Origin of the sequence: Flavobacterium sp. 103, assembly GCF_003096795.1 — a bacterium.
GTDB lineage: Bacteria > Bacteroidota > Bacteroidia > Flavobacteriales > Flavobacteriaceae > Flavobacterium.
The window spans coordinates 3,338,532-3,361,085 of the sequence record NZ_QENX01000001.1 but is presented as its reverse complement, the minus strand read 5'-3'; the positions used below and the strand labels follow the sequence as shown (position 1 = coordinate 3,361,085).

21 protein-coding genes are annotated in these 22,554 nt (G+C 32.9%); 6 read left to right on the top strand and 15 right to left on the bottom strand.

Going from position 1 to position 22,554, the window contains the following annotated elements:
• Nucleotides 1-111: 111 nt before the first annotated feature.
• The 8 genes from C8C85_RS14250 to C8C85_RS14215 all read right to left on the bottom strand — a co-directional run bounded on the left by C8C85_RS14250 (nt 112) and on the right by C8C85_RS14215 (nt 8,954).
• Entirely contained in the window at nt 112-813 is a 702-nt protein-coding gene (locus C8C85_RS14250; RefSeq protein ID WP_116797653.1) for a sulfite exporter TauE/SafE family protein, read from the bottom strand.
• 67 nt (nt 814-880) lie between these two features.
• A complete protein-coding gene (locus tag C8C85_RS14245; protein ID WP_116797652.1) occupies nt 881-1,333 on the bottom strand; it encodes a FixH family protein in 453 nt (150 codons plus the stop codon).
• A gap of 59 nt (nt 1,334-1,392) precedes the next feature.
• Nucleotides 1,393-2,811, bottom strand: a complete 1,419-nt coding sequence (gene ccoG / locus C8C85_RS14240) for a cytochrome c oxidase accessory protein CcoG (RefSeq protein ID WP_116797651.1) — start codon at nt 2,809-2,811, stop codon at nt 1,393-1,395.
• Nucleotides 2,812-2,898: 87 nt separating this feature from the next.
• On the bottom strand, nt 2,899-3,828 hold the full coding sequence (locus C8C85_RS14235; RefSeq protein WP_116797650.1) for a cbb3-type cytochrome c oxidase N-terminal domain-containing protein: 930 nt from the start codon (nt 3,826-3,828) through the stop codon (nt 2,899-2,901).
• A gap of 27 nt (nt 3,829-3,855) precedes the next feature.
• A complete protein-coding gene (locus C8C85_RS14230; RefSeq protein WP_116797649.1) occupies nt 3,856-4,023 on the bottom strand; it encodes a CcoQ/FixQ family Cbb3-type cytochrome c oxidase assembly chaperone in 168 nt (55 codons plus the stop codon).
• 16 nt (nt 4,024-4,039) lie between these two features.
• The gene (ccoN, locus tag C8C85_RS14225; RefSeq protein WP_116797648.1) at nt 4,040-6,217 is read right to left on the bottom strand and encodes a cytochrome-c oxidase, cbb3-type subunit I; all 2,178 of its coding nucleotides are present in this window, start codon (nt 6,215-6,217) and stop codon (nt 4,040-4,042) included.
• 61 nt (nt 6,218-6,278) lie between these two features.
• A complete protein-coding gene (gene ccoS / locus C8C85_RS14220; RefSeq protein ID WP_100430019.1) occupies nt 6,279-6,458 on the bottom strand; it encodes a cbb3-type cytochrome oxidase assembly protein CcoS in 180 nt (59 codons plus the stop codon).
• 117 nt (nt 6,459-6,575) lie between these two features.
• Complete coding sequence (locus C8C85_RS14215; RefSeq protein WP_116797647.1) at nt 6,576-8,954, bottom strand: heavy metal translocating P-type ATPase; 2,379 nt, start codon at nt 8,952-8,954, stop codon at nt 6,576-6,578.
• Between the two features lie 109 nt (nt 8,955-9,063).
• Here C8C85_RS14215 and C8C85_RS14210 point away from each other — a divergent pair, with 109 nt between their 5' ends.
• Nucleotides 9,064-9,744 (top strand): Crp/Fnr family transcriptional regulator, encoded by a 681-nt coding sequence (locus C8C85_RS14210; RefSeq protein ID WP_116797646.1) that lies wholly within the window; start codon nt 9,064-9,066, stop codon nt 9,742-9,744.
• A gap of 36 nt (nt 9,745-9,780) precedes the next feature.
• Here C8C85_RS14210 and mazG read toward each other — a convergent pair whose 3' ends face one another.
• From mazG to def, 3 genes are all read right to left on the bottom strand, one after another.
• Nucleotides 9,781-10,554 (bottom strand): nucleoside triphosphate pyrophosphohydrolase, encoded by a 774-nt coding sequence (gene mazG, locus C8C85_RS14205; RefSeq protein WP_116797645.1) that lies wholly within the window; start codon nt 10,552-10,554, stop codon nt 9,781-9,783.
• A 129-nt stretch (nt 10,555-10,683) separates the two neighbouring features.
• Nucleotides 10,684-11,163 (bottom strand): DUF5606 domain-containing protein, encoded by a 480-nt coding sequence (locus tag C8C85_RS14200; protein ID WP_116797644.1) that lies wholly within the window; start codon nt 11,161-11,163, stop codon nt 10,684-10,686.
• Between the two features lie 69 nt (nt 11,164-11,232).
• Nucleotides 11,233-11,820, bottom strand: a complete 588-nt coding sequence (gene def, locus C8C85_RS14195; protein WP_116797643.1) for a peptide deformylase — start codon at nt 11,818-11,820, stop codon at nt 11,233-11,235.
• A gap of 194 nt (nt 11,821-12,014) precedes the next feature.
• Between def and C8C85_RS14190 the strand changes: the two genes are divergently transcribed.
• Nucleotides 12,015-14,228 (top strand): FUSC family protein, encoded by a 2,214-nt coding sequence (locus C8C85_RS14190; RefSeq protein WP_116797642.1) that lies wholly within the window; start codon nt 12,015-12,017, stop codon nt 14,226-14,228.
• A 242-nt stretch (nt 14,229-14,470) separates the two neighbouring features.
• Here C8C85_RS14190 and C8C85_RS14185 read toward each other — a convergent pair whose 3' ends face one another.
• Together C8C85_RS14185 and ruvX are read right to left on the bottom strand one after the other, a co-directional pair.
• Nucleotides 14,471-15,964 carry a malate:quinone oxidoreductase gene (locus tag C8C85_RS14185; protein ID WP_116797641.1) on the bottom strand — a complete coding sequence of 498 codons (1,494 nt, stop codon included), beginning with the start codon at nt 15,962-15,964 and terminating at the stop codon, nt 14,471-14,473.
• Between the two features lie 109 nt (nt 15,965-16,073).
• The gene (gene ruvX, locus C8C85_RS14180; RefSeq protein WP_116797640.1) at nt 16,074-16,484 is read right to left on the bottom strand and encodes a Holliday junction resolvase RuvX; all 411 of its coding nucleotides are present in this window, start codon (nt 16,482-16,484) and stop codon (nt 16,074-16,076) included.
• Between the two features lie 290 nt (nt 16,485-16,774).
• Between ruvX and C8C85_RS14175 the strand changes: the two genes are divergently transcribed.
• The gene (locus C8C85_RS14175; RefSeq protein ID WP_116797639.1) at nt 16,775-17,590 is read left to right on the top strand and encodes a 2,3,4,5-tetrahydropyridine-2,6-dicarboxylate N-succinyltransferase; all 816 of its coding nucleotides are present in this window, start codon (nt 16,775-16,777) and stop codon (nt 17,588-17,590) included.
• Nucleotides 17,591-17,669: 79 nt separating this feature from the next.
• Here C8C85_RS14175 and C8C85_RS14170 read toward each other — a convergent pair whose 3' ends face one another.
• Nucleotides 17,670-18,419 (bottom strand): glycosyltransferase family 2 protein, encoded by a 750-nt coding sequence (locus tag C8C85_RS14170; protein ID WP_116797638.1) that lies wholly within the window; start codon nt 18,417-18,419, stop codon nt 17,670-17,672.
• A 124-nt stretch (nt 18,420-18,543) separates the two neighbouring features.
• Between C8C85_RS14170 and C8C85_RS14165 the strand changes: the two genes are divergently transcribed.
• The 3 genes from C8C85_RS14165 to C8C85_RS14155 all read left to right on the top strand — a co-directional run bounded on the left by C8C85_RS14165 (nt 18,544) and on the right by C8C85_RS14155 (nt 21,450).
• Entirely contained in the window at nt 18,544-19,608 is a 1,065-nt protein-coding gene (locus C8C85_RS14165) for a glycosyltransferase family 9 protein (RefSeq protein WP_116797637.1), read from the top strand.
• 73 nt (nt 19,609-19,681) lie between these two features.
• Nucleotides 19,682-20,662, top strand: coding sequence for a glycosyltransferase family 2 protein (locus C8C85_RS14160; protein ID WP_116797636.1), 981 nt, complete (start codon nt 19,682-19,684; stop codon nt 20,660-20,662).
• Nucleotides 20,659-21,450, top strand: a complete 792-nt coding sequence (locus C8C85_RS14155; RefSeq protein ID WP_116797635.1) for a glycosyltransferase family 2 protein — start codon at nt 20,659-20,661, stop codon at nt 21,448-21,450. The genes C8C85_RS14160 and C8C85_RS14155 overlap by 4 nt, the downstream gene beginning before the upstream one ends.
• Here the strand turns inward: C8C85_RS14155 and C8C85_RS14150 are convergent.
• On the bottom strand, nt 21,434-22,195 hold the full coding sequence (locus C8C85_RS14150; RefSeq protein ID WP_116797634.1) for a Kdo domain containing protein: 762 nt from the start codon (nt 22,193-22,195) through the stop codon (nt 21,434-21,436). The two genes, C8C85_RS14155 and C8C85_RS14150, sit on opposite strands and share 17 nt — an antisense overlap.
• Nucleotides 22,196-22,554: the final 359 nt, after the last annotated feature.

Below are 22,554 nucleotides of genomic sequence, written 5' to 3'. Positions count from 1 at the left end.
TTTGATTCCTCAAAAAAGGAATCAAAAAAAAGAGCTCCACTGCCATCACTCACGCAAAAACAGGGAATTTTTAAACATTCAATATTATTCGAGATACCAAAAAAAAGCCAATTAATGACAATTGGCTTTTTCTTGTACAAACAAACTCATATTCGAGGGAGAAACATAAGGAATCCCAAGCCCAAGCCCTCTTAGAATAAATAATACACCTATTACAATCCCAACATAAGGAATTATTTTTTGAATTCTATTTCGAATGGGAACAGTGATAAACGAATTAATATATACCACCAAACTCATCAAAGGCACGGTTCCTAAACCAAAAAGCAACATATATAAAACTCCAAAACCGGCGCTTTGCATTGCAATTGCACCAAATAGAGCCACATAAACCATCCCACAGGGCAAAAACCCATTGAGCAAACCAATAATAAAAAGCGATTTGAAACTTTTGTTTTTGAAATGACTACCTAGACTTTGCTTAATCTTTGAAATCCAACCGTAAACCGGTTTCGAAAAATTATATTGGGCAAAAATCTTTTCGGGAATCAGAATCACCAAAATCATAGCCACCCCAATAAAAATAGAAAGTTGCTGTTGAATTCCTGCCAAAAACAAACCTCTTCCCAACAATCCAAAAAGCAAACCTATACTCCCATAAGCCGTTAACCGTCCCAAATGATAAGTGATGACTTGAATTGCTTTTTTGGCTGGATTATTTCGCTCTACAGGCAACATCATAGCAATAGGACCGCACATTCCTATGCAGTGAAAACTACTGATTAAACCAAATAAAAAAGCGGTGTAAAACATTGTGATTTTAGATTGCAGATTTTAGAGTGAAATGATTTGAAACTAATTTTTCTTCTCTATTTCTTTTCTATTTAATATAAATCTCTTGTTTGGTCAAATAAGACTTTCCTTTATATTTCCATTCCATATTGATATCCCATTCACCACCAATTAGCTTATCCTTTGCAATAAATAATGAGGCTGAATCAGTAAACGAAAGTGGCAATTGAAAATCAAATTTCTTATTGGAAGGTCTATATAAAGCAACAGTTCCTTTGATAGCTGCAGGTTTGAAATCAGCGGGAAAAACAATCGTAATACCATTAGCGCCGACAGTAATTACAGGCTTCGACTTTAAATCATGAGCATTTTGGATGCGTGCCATTTCATCTTGAAAATGAACATCATGTTTATAATACTCTTCGACCACCAAATCATTATCATACTTACTATCTGACTGCACTTTTACCACAAAATACATAATGAAGCTTATAAACAAAGCGAAAGCAATCACGATATAAGTTCCCCAATTAATTTTCATTTTTATTCTTTTTAAAGATTTCTTCTAATTAAATTACTTTTTTTTAAAATGTACTTTAGCTAATCAAAACTACGGGGGCTTAAAAAATTAGTGTATGTTGTTTCAATTTTTTTATTTCCCTCATAGAGATCAATTTCCAATTTAGTTCTATCACTTTCCAACAAAAACCTATTGATTTCGATAAACATAGTTCCGCTCGTCATTCCTCGTTTTGGAACTTGTAATTCCTGAACACCAACTACTTTTAAAGTACCTTTAATTCCAACCAATTTAAAATTCATATCCTTAATATCATGATTCGTCTTATTGATAATCTTAAAAGTATATATGTTACTGATATTATCCCCTTTATGTTGAAACAATTGACCTGGTAATCTCAAAATGGTGGCTTCGACTTCGGTTCTTAAAAACAGCAAACCTGTAAGTACACCAACTAAAATGACCAATATTGCTGTGTAACCTTTCATTCTAGCGGTGAACTTAAATTTCGCTTTGGTTTCAATTTCATCTTCAGAGGCGTATCGAATAAGTCCTTTAGGCAACCCAACACCTTCCATTATTGTATCGCATTCATCAATACAAGCGGTACAATTTACACATTCGAGCTGAACTCCATTACGAATATCAATACCCGTTGGACAAACATGTACACATTGTTTACAATCTATACAATCACCTTTTCCCGAAGCTGCCCTGTCTTCCTGTTTATTGAATTTGGCTCTACCAACTTCTTTCTCACCACGAACAAAATCATAAGCAACATTTATTGATTTTTTGTCCAATAAAACTCCTTGCAACCTTCCATAAGGGCAAGCAATAATACAAACTTGTTCTCTAAACCAAGCAAAAACAAAATAGAAAACACCCGTAAAAATCAACAATGACACAAAACTACTCGAATGGGCTAAAGGTCCGTCTTCAATTAAACGAAATAATTCATCGCTACCGATAAGATAAGCTAAAAACACATTGGCAATTAGAAACGAAATCACTAGAAACGCAAACCATTTTAAAGCTTTCTTTCTAATTTTCTCTCCATTCCATTCTTGTTTCTCTAGGCGGATTTGTGCTCCCCTATCCCCTTCTATCCAATATTCTATACGACGAAAAACCATTTCCATAAAAATAGTCTGCGGACAAATCCAGCCACAAAATATTCGCCCAAAAATAACCGTAAATAAAATAACAAATACAACTCCAATAACCATAAACAGAACAAAAATATAGAAGTCCTGTGGCCAAAAAGGAAAGCTAAAAATATTAAAACGACGTTCCAAAACATTGAACATCATAAATTGATTACCGTTTATTTTTATGAAAGGATTAGCAACGAGAATAATCAATAAAAAATAGCTGACCCACTTTCTATATTTGTAAAACTTACCAGAAGGCTTTTTGGGATAAATATATTTTCTATGACCCTCCTTATCAATAGTCCCAATGGTATCTCTGAAAGATTCGTCTAGATTACTTGACATTTTTCTATTTTTAAAATACTAAAAAAGAGCTTTCTCAAAAGTATTGATTTTTGACAAAGCTCTTCATTCTAATATATCGTTAAATTATTATTTTACTTGTGTACTATCTACCGCAGGGGCAGCAGCACTTGCTGGAGCATTCTCATCAACCCAAATTTCTCCGTCTGGTGCTTTTGGATCTTTAGGATTACTTCCTCTTAAAGAGATAACATAACTTGCAACCGCCTGAATTTCCTTCGGTTTTAAAGTTCCTTTCCAAGCAATCATTCCCTTACCATCTCGACCACCATTAGTAATTGTATGAAATAAGTTTTTAATTCCACCACCCAATATCCAATGATCATCTGTTAAGTTAGGCCCAATTTGCCCTCCTGCATCAGCTCTATGACAAGCTACACAGTTCGTAGTAAATATAGCTTTTCCTGCATTTAAATCAGCGGGATCTGTCAACAAAGTTACTGTTTTTTCATCCATCAAATCGGGAGCTGTTTTCATGTATTCGGCCACTTCAATTTTGGCTTGAGCCATTTCACTTTTCAATTCAGCTTCTTGGTCTGGCGCACCCATTATTTCAAAACGAACCAAATATATTACAGCAAAAATAATACAGGCATAGAATAAATAGACCCACCATGGCGGCAAATTGTTATCCAATTCCTTGATTCCATCATAATCATGATCCATCAATAATTGTTTTTCGTCTTCAATTGGCACTGTTCTTGTCAAACGTTGCATTAAGTTTTTGTACCAAATTTTATCTTTCAAACTTAAACTATCTTCATGAGCTAGTTTTGCTTTCTCTTCGTCTGTTAACAATCTATAAGTAATTGTGTTAACAGCATTCAATGTTATTTCGATTGCAATCAAAAGGAAAAGCAATACAAATAAAAAGACTGCAACCATTGGATACTTTATAAAAGCAGGACGATCTCCAGAGTCTATAAAATATTCCATCAATCCTAAGACTGAGAAAAATATGAAAAGAACTCTTATATAAGGTGGAATTAATTTTTTCATTATTTATATTTTTTGAAATTGTACAATTTAATCTTCTAATGGGATTTGACTTATTTCGTCTATCGTCTCTTTTTTATAGGAATAAACCCAAAGTCCTAAGCCAAGAAAAAAGAAAAAGAAAATCAGCAACGATACTATTGGAAAAATTGCTACACCTGCAATGGTCTCCATATTGTGTTTTATTTGTTCGAACATAACGCTTACTTTTTTATTATTCTTTAACTTTAATATCAGTACCTAGTCTTTGTATGTAAGCAATCATTGCCACAATTTCTCTTTCATTCATAGGAACGAATTTTTCACCTTTAGCCAAAGCTTTTTTCTTGCTATCCTCATAACTTTTTACAAAATCTGGATCATTTTTAAGGCTTTCTTCAATTGCAATAGCTTGTGTTCTTAGATCTTTCAATCCGTTTGCAACTTGAGCATCAGAATAAGGAACACCAAGAGTAACCATCGCTTTCATTTTCTTTTCGGTCATCGAAATATCCATAGCTTTGTTGTCAAACAACCATTTGTAGCTTGGCATAATAGAACCCGCAGAAATACTTTGAGGACTCCAAAAGTGATTAAAATGCCAATTGTCATTGTATTTTCCACCTACTCTTAACAGATCCGGACCAGTACGTTTCGATCCCCATAAAAATGGATGGTCATATACAAATTCTCCTGCTTTGGATTGTGGTCCATAACGCTCTACTTCACTTCTAAAAGGACGAACTGATTGAGAGTGACAACCCACACAACCTTCACGAATGTATAAATCACGTCCTTCTAATTCTAACGGAGAATACGGTTTAACACTTGCAATTGTTGGAATATTTGATTTCACCATAATCGTTGGAACAATTTGAATAATTCCACCAATCAATATAGCTATTGTAGCAAATATGGCCATTTTGATTGGTTTTCTTTCCAACCAAGAATGGTATTTCTCTCCTCTAAGTCTTCCAGAACTAATCGTTTGCAATGCAGGAGCTTCCGCCAATTCATCTTCAACTTCTTGACCTGCTCTAACTGTTTGGATAATATTGTAAACCAATGTTAACATTCCTACCAAATACATAGATCCTCCAATTGCTCTCATCCAATACATTGGCATGATTTGAGTAACGGTTTCAAGGAAGTTACCATAGGTTAAGGTTCCGTCCGGATTGAATTGCTTCCACATAGAAGCTTGCAAGAAACCAGCCAAATACATCGGTAATGCATATAATATAATTCCTAATGTTCCAACCCAGAAATGGAAATTAGCCAATTTGGTAGAATATAAAGTAGTCTTTGTCATTCTTGGAATCAACCAATAAATAATACCAAAAGCCATAAAACCATTCCAAGCTAATGCTCCAACGTGAACGTGGGCAATAATCCAGTCTGTATAGTGTGCTATAGCATTTACATTTTTAAGAGAAAGCATTGGTCCTTCAAAAGTTGCCATACCGTAACCTGTCATGGCAACTACAAAAAACTTCAATACTGGTTCTTCACGAACTTTATCCCAAACGCCTCTTAAGGTCAGAAGTCCGTTAATCATACCTCCCCAAGATGGCGCAATCAACATTACAGAGAATACAACTCCTAAATTTTGAGCCCAGTTAGGCAAAGCAGAATACAACAAATGGTGAGGACCTGCCCAGATATATAAAAATATTAACGACCAAAAATGGATAATTGACAATCTATAAGAGTACACAGGACGATTGGCTACTTTAGGCACAAAATAATACATTAACCCTAAAAATGGTGTCGTCAAGAAAAAGGCAACAGCATTATGACCGTACCACCACTGTACTAACGCATCCTGAACTCCTGCATAAACAGAATAACTTTTCATAGCAGAAACAGGCAACTCCAAACTATTAAAAATATGTAAAACGGCAACCGTAATAAATGTGGCTAAGTAAAACCAAATGGCAACATATAAATGACGCTCTCTCCTTTTCAACATCGTACCAATCATGTTGATCCCAAAAGCTACCCATATTAAAGCAATAGCAATGTCTATAGGCCATTCCAATTCGGCATATTCTTTTGAAGATGTATATCCCAATGGAAGTGAAATTGCAGCTGCAACAATAATTAATTGCCAACCCCAAAAATTCAGGTTACTCAAGAAATCACTATACATTCTGGCTTTTAGTAATCGCTGAAGCGAATAATAAACACCCGCAAACATTGCGTTACCAACAAAGGCAAAAATTACTGCATTGGTATGTAAAGGTCTCAATCTACCAAAACTTAACCATGAAATACCTTCGGTCATGTTTGGAAAAAGGAACATCGTAGCCAATATAAGACCCACTAACATTCCCACTACTCCAAATAGTATGGTAGCATAAATGAACTTCTTTACAATTTTGTTGTCATAATAAAATTGTTCCATTTCCATATTTATAATTGTTTTTAAAGTTGTTTAAAATTGGTAATTGTTAAAAAGATTAAAGAGTAATTTAACTCTTAATTTCTGATTTCTTTTGGGAAGATTTAATCAATTCATCGTCAAAAAGCATTCTGACCGATGGTGTATAGTCATCATCATATTGACCTGATTTTACAGCAAAAACAAATGCAATAAAAAATCCAATCGCGACGAAAATACTAATAGCAATAAGCAAATAAATTACACTCATAATCTTAATATTAAGTTAACAAAATTATAGGTATCACTATTTACAAAAAATGACAATTATCATATTTAATGTAATATGTTAAAAATATGAAAAAAAACTAAACAATTCCCTGTTAAACTATTTTATTTTCCGCGAATAATAATTACTCATTATTGTGACAAAACTTACTATCGTAATGGTACTCAACGGCATAATAATCGCAGCAACTAATGGCAAGAGGTTTCCTGTAATGGCAAAAGACAATCCAACTACATTGTATAAAAGTGACAAAGTGAAGCTCATTTTGATGGTCGTGATGGCTTTTTTGGATAATTTTAAAAAATAATGCAACTTTTGAAACTGTTTTGCGTCCAAAATTGCATCACAGGCAGGAGAAAAAACATTCACATTTTCGGATATGGAAACTCCGACGTTGCTTTGTGCCAAAGCACCGGCATCATTAAGCCCATCTCCTACCATCATTACATTTTTGCCTTGTTCTTGCAGAGCTTTTATAAACTCAAGTTTTTGTTCGGGTTTTTGATTAAAAATCATTTGTGTGCCCTTAGGCAAAATCGATTCCAGCAGACTACGTTCCCCTTCATTATCACCCGATAAAACTTTCAGCTGATATTCAGCGCTAAGTTTACCAAACAACTCGGATAAACCTTCTCGATATTGATTGTTAAAAATATATTTACCGTAATATTCCTCACCAATTTTTATATGAACAGTCGTTTGCTTGATTTCGTCTTCCCTGTTTTCAACAATAAAATTAGCAGATCCTATTTGTATCGAAACTCCGTCAATCAACGCTTGAATTCCTTTTCCTGTTATCTCTTCGAATTCGTCCAATTTCAATCTTTTGGTTTCAGGCAAAAAATCATACAGCATTCTGCTCAAAGGATGATTTGAAGCACGAAGTACACTTTTTAATATTGCCAAATTGGATTCATCAAGTATTTTACCTTCATAGGAAATATTTGATTTTGCATTGGTGGTTATCGTTCCTGTTTTATCAAAAACGATCGTATCAACTTTGGCCAATTGCTCAATTACTAAAGCATTTTTGAGGTAAAAATGTTTATTGCCAAAAATTCGCAACATATTCCCCATAGTAAAAGGAGCAGTCAATGCCAATGCGCAAGGACAGGCGACTATCAATACAGCCGTAAAAACATTGAAAGCGGTATTGGCATCAAAAAATATCCAATATCCAAATCCTGCAAATGCTATAAGCAATAGAATTGGTGTAAAATAACGACTAATGCTATCAGTGATGGTTTTGTGTTTTTGTTCTACCTTCTTCTGAAAAACATCATTACTCCATAGTTGGGTTAAATAACTTTGGGAAACCGAATGCAACACTTCCATTTCAATCACTTTCCCTATTTGTTTTCCTCCAGCAAAAACTTTGTCTCCCGATTTTTTGGTTATTGGAACGGCTTCACCTGTAACAAAACTGTAATCAATTTCCGCTTTATCCGATATTAAAACACCATCAACAGGAATCAGTTCTTGGTTACGAATCAATAATCTATTACCTTTTTCGATTTCATAAACAGGAATACTTTCTTCAGTAGAGTCTGTATTTATTTTGGTAATGGCTATTGGAAAATAGGATTTAAAATCTCTTTCGAAACTAAGAAAACTATAAGTTTTGATTTGAAACATCTTTCCCAAAAGCATGAAAAAGATTAAACCGGTCAAACTGTCAAAAAAACCGGAACCATAATTCATGACAATATCAAAAGTGCTTCGAACAAACATTACGACAATTCCTAACGCAATAGGAATATCAATGTTCAGCATTTTTGATCGAATACTTTTATAGGCCGAAACATAATAACCACTTGCCGAATAAAAGAAAGAAGGTAAAGACAAGGCGAAAATTAATCCCCTGAAAAATGGGCGGTAATTATCCAACCAAAATTCCTTTACTTCAAAATACTCCGGAAAAGAAAGCAACATGATATTTCCAAAACAAAAGAAAGCAACTCCGAGTTTGTAAGTCAAACTTCTGTCAACATTATTTTTTCCCGTTTCATAATTATCTAAACTGATGTAAGGCTCATACCCTATTGAGCTTAATAAATAAACAATGTTTTTTAAAGAAACTATCTCGGGATTGTAATTTATTCGGACTTTCTTTTCAGGAAAATTAACCTGCGAAGTGTTTATTCCTTTTTGAAGACGTTGTAGATTTTCCAAAATCCAAATACACGAGCTACAATGTATGTGAGGAATGCTAAGTGAAATAATAGCGGTTGAATCTTCTTGAAATTCCAATAATTTTGAAACGATACTTTCATTGTCTAAAAAATCATATTTTCCGTTAATATCTTGTGGAGTGGCACCTGGTGATTTCTCAAAATCATAATAACAGGTTAAATCATTTAGGCTGAAAATTTCGTAAACAGTTTTACATCCATTGCAACAAAAATCTTTTTCGTCAAAAACAATTTGTTCTTCTTTTACTATATCTAAACCGCAATGAAAACAGTTATTTTTCTCCATAAATTAGGGGGGTGATTAAACAGATACAAAATTCACAAATTGAATATGTCTCAACTATGATATTTATCATATAAATGTATAACTTTGTACGTGAAAATCCAATTCCATTATGAGTAAATGTGAACAATGTATCGTGAGAGAGTTTAGTTCTTTGAAAGCGCTAAATAAAGACGAACTTATTAAAATTGCAGAATGCAAAACCTCTAAAACTATAAAAAAAGGAGAAACTATATTTGCGGAAGGAGAAAATGTAAACGGTATTTTTTGCGTTAAGGACGGGATATGTAAAATGACCAAATTAAGTCCTAACGGAAAAGACCAGATTGTAAAATTGGTCACTAAAGGAGAATTATTGGGACAACGTTCCATGATAAGCGACGAACCGGCTAATTTGAGTGCCATCGCTCTAGAAGATATGCAAGTTTGTTTTATTCCAAAAACTGAAATCTTAGGATTCTTCGATAAAAACAATCAGTTTTCGATGAATGTTATGAAAACAATTTGCGGTGATTTAAAATTGGCAGATGACCACATGGTCAATATGGCCCAAAAATCCGTAAAAGAACGTTTAGCCGAAACTTTGATTTATCTTCATGAAACCTTTGGAACAAATACTGACAAGACATTAAAAGTACAACTTTCCAGAGACGAATTGGCCAGTATGATAGGCACCGCAACCGAAAGCTGTATCCGATTACTATCTGATTTCAATAAATTAGGGTTGATTGAATTGGTGGGTAAAAAAATTGTTTTAAAAGACATTAATAAATTAAAAAAGATTGCTGATTAAAGTAATCTTTTACTGCGTTCTAAATACTGCTTGAACCTAAAGCTTCTTCGCTTCATTCCAAAAGACATCCATCTCGGCAAGAGTCATATCCATCAAGGGCTTTCCTAGTTGATCGGCTTTACTTTCCAAGTATTGAAAGCGCTTAATGAATTTTTTGTTGGTTCGTTCCAATGCGTCTTCAGGATTAATATTCAAAAAGCGAGCGTAATTTATCATCGAGAATAAAACATCCCCAAACTCGGATTCCATTTTATCCTGGTTTCCGGCAACCACCTCATCTTGTAATTCCTGCAGTTCTTCCTGGACTTTATCCCAAACTTGATGCGGTTCTTCCCAATCAAATCCCACTCCTTTAACTTTGTCCTGAATTCTACTGGCTTTCACAAGAGCTGGTAGACTTCTAGGAACTCCTTCCAAAACGGATTTTTTTCCTTCTTTTAGTTTTAGTTTTTCCCAATTCTGTTTTACTTCTTCTTCATCCTTAACAACTACATCTCCGTAAATATGAGGATGCCTGTGAATGAGTTTTTCGCAAATATCATTACAAACGTCTGCCATATCAAAATCGTTCGTTTCGCTGCCGATTTTGGCATAAAAAACAATATGCAACAATAAATCCCCTAATTCATTTTTTACTTCATTTAAATCATTATCCAATATGGCATCTCCCAATTCATAAGTTTCTTCAATGGTAAGATGACGAAGCGTTTGCATGGTTTGTTTTTTATCCCAAGGGCATTTTTTACGCAAATCGTCCATAATATTCAATAATCGTTCGAAGGCTTGGAGTTGTTTTTGTTTAGTGTCCATTAGAAAAGTTTAGATAGGTTATTAAGTTTAAAAGTTTAGCTTTTGACTAAACGCAATAATTGTAAAAATAAGAAATCCTGTCAGGAAAAATCTTGACAGGATTAAAATATATTTTGAATAACTTTAAAATTACTCTTTTTTAGCTTTTGCTTTTTTAGCAGGCGCTTTCTTTTCGGCAACAACCTCTTCTGCAACTGGAGCAGCTTCTTCCACAACAACTGGGGCATCAAAAACAAGTAAACCTTTTTCTTGAAGCATGTTGTACCAATTAACTATTTTCTTTACATCAGATGCATAAACTCTTTCTTCATCATACTCCGGCAATACTTCTCTAAAATAAGACAACAAAGTAGCATTATCTTCCTTATGTGAAATCGTTTGTCCATTGTTTTCTTTTTTGGCAATGCTTTGCATAATTTCAGCCAAAGGTTTTTCACCTTCATAAGTATAAATAGAAATTTCAGACAACAGACTTACATTGCTTTTCAAACTTACCGTGATTTTTTTCCCATCCAATAATGACTCAGCAACAAAACCTGTACGTGTCTGTACTTTTAAAACATATAAACCTGGTTTCCCTGAAATCGATAATATTTTCTCTAAACTCATTTTTATTTTTTTTATTTATTCTTTATTAAAAATCTGAATACTTACTACTGCTAACTGCTTACTTAAAAATTACCTCCCCTTTTTGGCGAAAAACTTCATTCTATAATCTTGAAATGTTTTCCCTTCGGTGATGTTTTTTAATTTTTTTTGGATCAAACGCTTTTTCAAAGATGATATTTTATCTGTAAATAAAATCCCTTCGATATGATCGTATTCGTGTTGAATAACCCTGGCAATCAAACCATCAAAAACTTCGGTTTTCATCACAAAATCTTCTTCACAATATTCAATGGTAATTGTTGGTTTTCTGTATACGTCTTCACGTACATCAGGAATACTTAAACAACCTTCATTAAAAGCCCATTCTTCACCTTCTTCTTTTATGATTTTAGCATTGATAAAAGTTCTTTTGAAACCTTTCAATTTATTTTGTTCCTTATCTTCCAAATCCTCATCATCACTAAATGGAGTCGTATCAATAACAAACAATCGCAATGACAACCCCACTTGCTCCGCAGCAAGACCAACTCCACTTGCATTATACATGGTTTCATACATGTTTGCAATAATTTCTTTTAAATTTGGATAATCTGGAGTAAGTTCCTCCCCTATTTTCCTTAAAACAGGATCACCATATCCTATAATTGGTAATATCATTTGATTTATTTTTATTAATACCTAGCGCAAATAAAGGAAAAAATCCACTTTATTAAGTTGGCAAAAGTAGTAAAAAAATAGATAATGAATAATCTACATTTGATAATTAGCATATTTTTGTACAATTGTATTGATAGGTTATATAAAATCTTACGAAGCCATTTATAACTTATCTTTGTATTAAATGAAATTCCATGATTACCAAAATAGAAAAATTCACTGATAGCACTTATTTCACAAATGCATTAAAAGCAACTATATCAGCAGTTCTTCCCGTATTGATATTTACCTATTTTGGCCTTTTTGAAATTGGTTTTGTCATTGCATTAGGTGCTTTTTTGACTTATCCTAGTGACATTCCAAGTAGTTTAAAGCATAAGATAAACGGAATTATTGTCACCGCTTTTCTAATAGCGGGAGTCAATTTATTAATCAATCTTACCTACCCCATTCCTTTTATTTTCTATCCTTTTTTCTCCATATTGGTATTCATATTAGCTATGTTATCTGTCTACGGACAAAGAGCTACTTTCACATCCTTTTCTGCTTTATTATCGGTATCATTATCTTTTTCCCATTTGCATACGGGAATGGAAATGGTTCAACATTCGGCATTAATACTTGCTGGGGGTTTGTTTTACCTAGTCATTTCATTGCTGTTTCATTACTTAAGACCTTATCGCTACGCCGAACTACAAGTTGCGGAATGCATCAAATTAACATCCAAATACTTAAAACTAAGAGGAGATTTATGGAACAGCATTGCCGACAGAAAAGTAATTCTAGAAAAACAACTGCATTTACAAGTCGAACTCAATGACATTCATCATAATATTAGAAGAGTACTTATTGGAAAACAAATAAATGCTGTCTCTTCCAACCAAAATAGAAAAATGCTAATTGTATTTATTTCCTTGGTAGAAATATTGGAGTTAGCGCTATCAACTTCATTCGACCATAATCGATTGCATCAAAAATTTGAAAAGCATCCCAAAACATTAGCCACTTACCAATATTTGGCTTACAATTTGGCTTCAACGTTAAAACAATTATCGAAAAACATTGAAAAAAGAACCAATTATATCCCCAAGCATAAATTATCCAACCATCTATTAGCTCTAGAAACTGCTATAATTGAGTACGAAAACGAGTTAGGAAAAGCAGAAGCTTCTGAGGGTGTTTTGATGCTAAAAACCATGATGGAATACGCAGAGAAACAAATTGAAAAAATCAAAGTAATTGAACGCGCTTTCACCTCAGTATCGAACACTTACGACTTTAAGGGAAAAGATAAAGATTTAGAAAAATTTTTAACTCCCCAATACTACCCAATAAGTACATTTATTCAAAATATAAGTTTTTCGTCTACTATATTTAGACATTCCTTACGATTAACGGTTGCTCTTATTTTTGGAGGTATTATAGGTAAATTTCTGGCATTTCAAAACGAATACTGGATTTTGATGACTATCATCATCATCATGAGACCGGGTTACGGGTTAACCAAACAGCGATCCATACAACGTGTTATTGGGACTGTCATTGGCGGTATCATTGCATTCAGCATTTTATCCTTAATGCCTACTCATTTTTTATTAAGCATTTTGGCAATATTATGCATGCTGCTTGGATTTTCTTTCACACAGACCAATTACACTGTAAGTGCCACTTTTGTAACCATGTATATTGTATTCTTGCATGGAATTTTATCACCTGATTTTTTAAATGTCATCCAATTTAGAATTGCGGACACTCTAACGGGAGCATTGCTCGCTTATTTGGCCAATCATTTTTTATGGCCATCCTGGGAATACATCAAAGCCCCGGAATACTTAAAAAAATCTATTATTGCCAATCGAGATTATTTGAAAGAAATTTTTATTTTTTATACCCAAAAAGGGGAAGTTACGACCTCATACCGTTTGGCAAGAAAAAATGCATTTATTGAAGTTGGAAACCTGATGGCTTCGTTTCAAAGAATGTCACAAGAACCAAAATCAAAACAAAAAAAAATAGTTCTTCTATATAAATTAACAGAACTGAATCATTCCTTGCTTTCATCGACAGCCTCTTTAGGAACTTATATTCAATCCCACAAAACAACACCTTCTTCCAAAGCCTTGACAATTGTTGTCGAAAAAGTGGTTAAAAACTTAGAGCAGGCGATTGCCTATTTAAAAGGAGAGTTAGTTAATGATTCGAATGAAATTACAAAAGAAGAATTAGCTAATCGTTTTATAGAATTAAAAAACATTCGAGAAAGCGAACTAAAAGAGGGAAATCCAATTGACGAAGAAGCTTTTGCCTTAAAAATGCAGGAAGCACAATTGGTAATAGAGCAATTAATTTGGCTAACCAATTTATCCGAGGGAATTTTAAAAAACACTAAAAAACTAATGGAGGATTGAGTAAAAAAAGAATGACAGCTTTTGGTTTCTTTTATTCGAAACCAAAAACTGTCCTTTTGTGTTTATCAACTTGAGCCTGTTCTAATTGAAAATCATTGCAAAAATGCCAAATCTTCATCTTTAGCCCTGATCGTAACGGCATCCTTTGCTTTTTTTCTTTAAAAAAGCAAAGATATAGTGTAGAGCAGGTTCTATGTGACTAAAAAAGCCTTATGCTATTGCTCCAAAAATTAACAATCGGTTTAGCTTAATTTTAAAACTTCGGCTGTATTTTTTCTAATAGTTGCCAATAGCTCTGGATTTTCATTTAAAGACTGACCAAAAGAAGGAATCATAGTTTTCACTTTTTCCTGCCATTCTGGAGAACTAAATTGCTCTGGGAAACATTTGCTCACCAACTCAACCATAATAGAAACCGCGGTCGAGGCTCCAGGAGAAGCTCCTAATAAAACCGCCAAAGTTCCATCGTGTGTATTGATAATTTCTGTACCAAACTCCAATTTCCCAATTAGCTCTTCGTCTTTCTTAATAACTTGAACTCGTTGTCCTGCTCTTTCCAGTTTCCAATCTTTGGTTCTGGCGTTAGGAACATATTCGCGCAAGGCGTTCATTCTGTCTTTTGGAGATTGACGCACTTGCTCAATCAAATATTTGGTAAGCGGGATGTTTTTATACCCAGCAACAATCATCGGAATTACATTGTCTGCTTTTATAGACAAAGGCAAATCTGAATAAGAGCCGTTTTTTAAGAACCGCGTAGAAAATCCTGCAAACGGTCCAAAAAGTAATGCTCTCTCTCCATCAATCATTCGGGTATCAACATGAGGAACAGACATTGGTGGCGCACCTACACTCGCTTTTCCATATACTTTAGCTTGGTGTTTTGCAATTACTTCAGGATTTGTGCATTTTAGCCATTGTCCGCTAACAGGAAAACCTCCGTATCCTTTTCCTTCGGGCACATTTGCTTTTTCCAATAATGGCAATGAACCTCCACCAGCACCTATGAAAACAAATTTGGTATATACTTTTTTCTTTTGACCGGAAGCCAAGTCAGTGATTTTTATTCTCCAAGATTTGTCTTCGCGTTGTTTTAATTTTTTAACTTCATGGCTGTAGTGTATGGTAACATTGTCCAATTTTGTCAAATAAGCCAACATGTTTCTGGTCAATGTACCAAAATTCACATCAGTACCAATTTTCATTGAAGTTGCGGCTACTTTCTCATCTGGATTTCTGCCTTCCATTACTAACGGCATCCATTTTTGCAATTCGGAAACATCAGTACTAAAAATCATTTCGGCAAAAAGAGGATTTGATTGCAAAGCTTTGAACCTGTTTTTTAGAAAGTCAACATTTTTATCACCCCAAACAAAACTTATGTGAGGAATACTTTTTATAAAATCTTCTGGAGTTGGAAGTTTTCCGTCTTTGACCAAATAAGCCCAAAATTGTCTTGAAACCTCAAATTGTTCGGCAATACTAATGGCTTTATTTGGATTTATTGTTCCATCGGCACTTTCCGGAGTATAATTAAGCTCACAAAAAGCGGAATGTCCTGTTCCTGCATTATTCCATGCGTCAGAACTTTCTGCCGCTGCAACATCTAATCTTTCGTAAATATCAATCTTTAAATCAGGTTGTAATTCTTTTAAAATTAAACCTAGAGTAGCACTCATAATTCCAGCTCCAATTAAAACTACATCTGAATTGGATCGTATTGTTGTATCGGACATTTTTGTGTTTTTTAAGAAGTTGCAAAATTAACTCTAAAAACCACAAAAAAAAATTATTTTTTGGTTACAAAACACCCAAAAAACATAACAGTTTGTTAAATTAAGATTACTATTTTCGATTCAAATAATCCTGAAGCATGATAGTGGCCGAAATTTCATCAATTAGACCTTTGTTTTGACGCTGTTTTTTACTGAGACCGCTATCAATCATTGTTTGAAAAGCCATTTTGGAAGTAAAACGCTCATCAACACGAATGACTTTCATATCCGGAAAATGATTGGTAAAATGAGTTACAAATCCTTTGATTATTGAGGCACTTTCAGAAGGTTCTCCATTCATTTGTTTGGGCTCGCCAATAAGTACCGCTTCTACTTTTTCTTTAGCAAAATAATCTTTTAAAAAAGCAATTGCGGTTGGTGATGGAATCGTAGTCAATCCCGAAGCAATAATTTGCAATTCATCGGTAACTGCTATTCCTGTTCGTTTTTGTCCGTAATCTATGGAGAGTATTCTTGGCATTTTATTTTTTTATCAAAGGTAACTATTTTAATTTTCCAATTCTGAACAACAAGGAAAAAGGAATAGTCGTATTATATACCTTGTTTTTTTTCGTTTGTCAAATTTAAGACAATTAAACATTCACAAGTTAAATCTATAACATTTTCCATACAATTTCTCTTTTTTGCTATTGGTTAAAAATGGTATCTTTGCCAAAAATCTATCAAAATTGAAATCGCCATGATTCCCAACCAAAAATACAGTTAGAATGGCGATACCATGTTCCAATAAAAATCAAATATTATCTTCATATGAATCCATTACAAACAATAATAGAGCAAGCTTGGGAAAACCGTGCTTTGCTTCAAGAAACAAAAACTACTGACGCTATCAGAGAAGTTATAGAATTATTAGATACAGGAAAATTACGTGTTGCTGAGCCTGTTGCCGATGGCTGGCAAGTAAATGAATGGGTAAAGAAAGCTGTTGTAATGTATTTCCCTATTCAAAAAATGGAAACATTGGAAGCAGGAATTTTTGAATACAACGACAAAATGTTGCTAAAAAGAGATTATGCCGAAAAAGGAGTTCGCGTAGTCCCTGGAGCATCTGCTCGTTATGGTGCTTATATTTCCAGCGGTGTAATCATGATGCCAAGTTATGTAAACATTGGTGCTTATGTAGACGAAGGAACTATGGTAGATACATGGGCAACTGTGGGAAGCTGTGCTCAAATTGGTAAAAACGTACACTTAAGCGGTGGTGTTGGAATTGGTGGAGTACTAGAACCATTACAAGCAGCTCCAGTTATTATTGAAGATGGTGCTTTTGTAGGCTCTCGTTGTATTGTAGTTGAAGGTGTTCATGTTGGCAAAGAAGCTGTTCTGGGTGCCAATGTTTGTTTGACCGCTTCTACAAAAATCATTGATGTAACTGGTGATGAGCCTGTAGAAATGAAAGGTTTTGTTCCTGCTCGTTCGGTAGTAATTCCTGGAAGTTATACCAAGAAATTTGCTGCTGGCGAATTCCAAGTGCCTTGTGCATTAATTATTGGAACTCGTAAACCATCTACTGATTTAAAAACATCTTTGAATAACGCTTTACGCGAATATGATGTAGCGGTTTAAAATCATTTTATTTTATAAAGAAAAGAGGTCTTATTTTGTAAAATAAGACCTCTTTTTATATCAACCAAAATTCAAAACATCAACTATTTTTTTTTTGAATTTTAATTAGTTTGGCATATTTCATATAAGAAAAGAAACCTTGAATCATAGAAATAGTCAATCCGTCTAGCCCATTCAAAATTCCTTTCTTAAAAAAGTAACAACGTATGAATGCAACTGCCCCATTCAGAATTGGTTTATACCCTGATATTCTAACTCCTTGATCAAAGAGTTGTTGTGCATGCCAGCTTGAATATTGATTTTTTTTGGAAATAATTTGTTCCAAAGAATCCCAGCCATAATGCAGTATGTGAACGGCAACTTTCTTTTCATTGGTCGCAACTATAGTTTGGTGCACTTTTGAATCAGATGGATTTGCCGACTTTTTATTAAAAAACCGTACTTTATGATCTGGATACCAACCTGCAAAATCAATTAACTTATCACCCAAAAAATTTTTTATTCTAAAACTAAAGGCATCATAATCCCCGTTTAGGTATTTCTCTTTTAAAATAAAATCTTCAGCATCTGCGTCCAAAAACTCATCAGCATCCAAATTAAGAATCCAATCATTTTTACAAAAAGGTAAACCATGAGTACGTTGAGGACCATCTCCCAAAAAAGGCTGTTCAATGACTATTGCCCCTTTAGCTTTAGCTATCTCAACTGTTCTATCTTTACTCAAAGAATCGACTATAATTACTTCATCACAAACTCTGAAAAGTGCATCAATACACTTTCCTATCATTTTTTCCTCATTAAAAGTAATAATCAAACCACTTATTGCCATCGTAATATTTATTTGCTGCTACAAAAATATAGTTTTTCCAACTAGATTACTCCATTTATAATCTAGCTCCCACAAATATCTATAAATACTTTGTATTTTAGCACTCAAATTAAGTTTATTCAATATGAGAATTTTAGTTATTCAGCAAAAAAGAATTGGTGATGTGCTTACAAGTACGATAATATGTAATAATTTAAAAAAGCAATTTCCTTTATATACAATTGATTACATGTGTTATACCAATAGTCTTGACGTTTTAATCGGAAATCCAAATATTGACAACGTAATACCATTATCCCATAAAGTTAGAAAAAACTATTTCTCTCTATTTAGGTTTATTTTTGAAATTAGAGCTAAAAAATATGATGTTGTAATTGATGTTTACAATAAATTGGAAACAAATCTAATTACAATGTTTGCTGGTTCCCATATTAAAATAGCTTACCACAAATGGTACACTAAATTGTTTTATACACATAATTTAAAACGTTTTGAAAATACCGACACGCCAAAATATGGATTCGCCATTGACAATAGGCTTTTATTATTGGAGCCACTAAATCTAGATCAAAATAAAATAGACCCCCATCCCAAATTATTTGTGAGTCCTGAAGAAAATGAAGCAACAATTTTGCTTTTTGAAAAACACAAAATAAACAGAAGCAAAAAAACGATAATGATTAGTCTACTAGGAAGTGAGAAAAACAAAACCTATCCTCTAGAATACATGGTGAAGGTTGTTGAATATGTCGCAAACCATAAAGATGTAACGATACTTTTTAATTACTTTGAAAGCCAAATTGAGGACGCTAAGACAATTTACAATTCCTGTTCAAAAGAGACTCAAGAAAAAATACATTTTGATTTATTTGGTAAAGATTTGAGATCATTTATAGCTATAATGAATCAATGTGATTTAATTATTGGTAACGATGGGGGAGCGATCAATATGGCCAAAGCATTAATTAAACCTGCCTTTACGATTTTTTCTCCTTTTGTAGAAAAGAAAATTTGGGCAACTTTTGAGGATGGAATAAAAAATATATCTGTTCATTTAAAAGATTTCAAACCTGAGCTATTTGCTGATAGTAATCACGATGAGATAAAGAAAAACCACACCTCTTTGTATCAACAACTTTCTCCAGAACTATTTAAAGACAAAATTGATTTTTTCATAGACAATAATTAACGATACGACTAAGCCTTATTAAATAAGTTCAATTTACACGATCAAATTCATCAAAAACTTATCCTATCTTATAATGGACGTTTCAATTATTATAGTCAACTACCGAAGTTGGAAGCCATTACATAACTGTCTAGAATCCTTACTTTCGATAGATAAAACAAAAATAAATTTTGAAGTAATCATTGTTGATAATTTTTCGAATGATGGAAAGTTTGATTCGTTTCAAAATAAATTTAAAGACTTTATTTTCATCAGAAACAATACTAATTCTGGTTTTGCGAATGGATGCAACATGGGAGCAAAAGAAGCAAAAGGAGAATATTTTTTATTTCTGAATCCTGACACTGTAATTTCTCCCAATACCCTTAACACACTTTATACAACTTATAAAAACCATTCGGAAATAGGAATATTATCCTGTTTACAGGTTGACAAAAAAAATCGTTTTTTTTATCAAACCAACATTTTTCCATCATTAGCGCGCCTTTTTGCGATAAGCAGGTTTTTTTACAGAAAAATAATTAATAAAAGAACGAACACAATTTTCAACTCCAAAAAAGAATTATTTTATCCTGACTGGGTCACAGGAGCAGTAATTTTTATAAGTAAGGATTGGTTTAAAAAAGTGAATGGTTGGAACGAAGATTATTGGCTCTACTTTGAAGATGTCGATATTTGCAGAAAAATAGCCCAGAACAATGGTAAAATGGCAGTGACTAGAGACACTACTATTTTACATGAACACGGTGGTTCTTCAAGAAACGATTTTGAAACAGAACATATCAGCAAAACCGAAGTTATCATTTCAAAACATGTATACATAAACAATAATTTTAAGCCAATAACCAAGGCACTAGCACATGGTTTTTTGATACTCTTTATACTTTTAGAAAAAACCTTCCTATCACTTTTAAGCTTATTTTTATTTTTTAATTTGAAATTAAAAACAAATAGATACATTCTCAAAAATCTTTGTTCTTATTATTTTTATGCGATAAAAAAACAAACTTGGTTAAGTAAAAGATCTGTAAACTATCAAAAAATAAACTTATGACAAATAGCAATGCTAAAAAATTGTCTGTGTTAATTATAACTTTAAATGAAGAAGAACATTTAAAAGCTTTATTATCTGATTTAGATTTTGCAGATGAAATAATAATTGTCGATTCGTTTAGTACCGATGGAACAGAAATTGTTGCAAAAACTTTTCCTAAAGTAACGTTTACACAAAATAAATTTGAAAATTTTTCCGCACAAAGAAATTTTGCAATCTCACAAGCCAAAAATGACTGGATTCTGTTTCTTGATGCCGACGAGGTTTTAACGCCTGAATTAAAGCAGGAAATTATAGAAACACTACAAAACAACCAAACTTATGTAGCTTACTTTTTTGAAAGAATTTTTATGTTTGAGAATACTGTTTTAAAGTATAGTGGTAATCAAACGGACAAAATATTCCGCCTTTTCGATAAAAAATCAGCAAGATATGATGAAAAAAGATTGGTTCACGAAAAACTAATCGTTAACGGTGAAATTGGTTTTTTAAAAAACAAACTAATTCACCATTCCTATTCTAGTTACCAAGATTACAGAGAAAAGATTATTTTTTACGGTAAATTTAAAGCTCAAGAAAAATTTATAAAAAAGGTAAAACCAACAGTTTTAAATCAATTTTTCCATCCTAGTTATAATTTTCTTTATAACTATTTCATCAGATTGGGAATTCTTGATGGCAAAAAAGGGATAATCATTTGTTACCTAAACGCTTATTCTATAGTTGTTCGATACAAAGAGTTAAAAAAACTATGGAAACAAAATCCGAATCTTACTTCCAAAACTTAAGCTTCTTCTTCAATCTTTTCTTTCTGTGAAATTTTTCCTGAAAATTAGTAGTTTCAGCCCAAAGTGTATCAAATATCAATTTCTCAGGCTCACCTGAGACTTTTGCATATTCATTGCTCATTACGGCTACCATTTCTTTTACAGGTGTTAATCGGCAAAGATTTTTCATTCGCAATTCAAACGACATTTTTTCATGAAAATTCATTCTATTCAAATCAACCAAAAAGAAATCATACTGTCCTTCAATACTCTTTTTAATTAATGTATTCCCAGGAGAATGATCTTTGAATTCAATTCCTTTTTGATGCAAAGAATAAGAAAAGCGAGTAAACTGGCGTAGAATATTTTCATGGTCTGGATAAGTTGGGATTTCCACTAATTCTCTATAGGTCAAATCACATTGTAGATGCTCACTGGCATAATAACTGTCTTTCAATCCTATCCAATTATAATTCTCTAAATAAGCAATAGGTTGCGGCGTTCCAATTCCTTTTTCCGATAAAAGAGTTGCATATTCAAAAGAACGTCTTGCTTTAGACTTTCTAAAATACCTGTAAGCAATCTTGTTAATCAAATTTGGGATTTTGAAAGATTTGATATTAACAATTATATCTTCAAGTTCAAATAATTTAATGATATTTCTTTTTCCGTCACCAAAGAGTTTTCCTGAAGTCTTGAAATCACGGATATAACTATCAATTTCTTTAGATTTTGAAGTGAATTTTGAATTTATAATATGAGACATTAGCTTTATGACATTAAAATTTTGGTAAAAATACCAAATGATTTTTTTAGACCCCGAAAAAATTACGCTTTTTCTAATAAATTATGTACATATTGAGTCATAATTCAGTTCTTATTCAAAAAACTATTATTGTTATACTAATCTGATTAAGACCAGGACAGATTATTTTATCTTTCTATATTAAATTCAATCTTTGAAAACTAAATAAAAATTGTATTTACAACCACACAAAATTTTACATACAAAATCTTATTAAAAAGCACTCTTTCCTTATTATAACCCCCTCAAAAATTGTACGCTTTTCATGTTTTTTATTTGTTACTTTGCAAAAATGAAATTTTTAAAATCAATTACTAGGC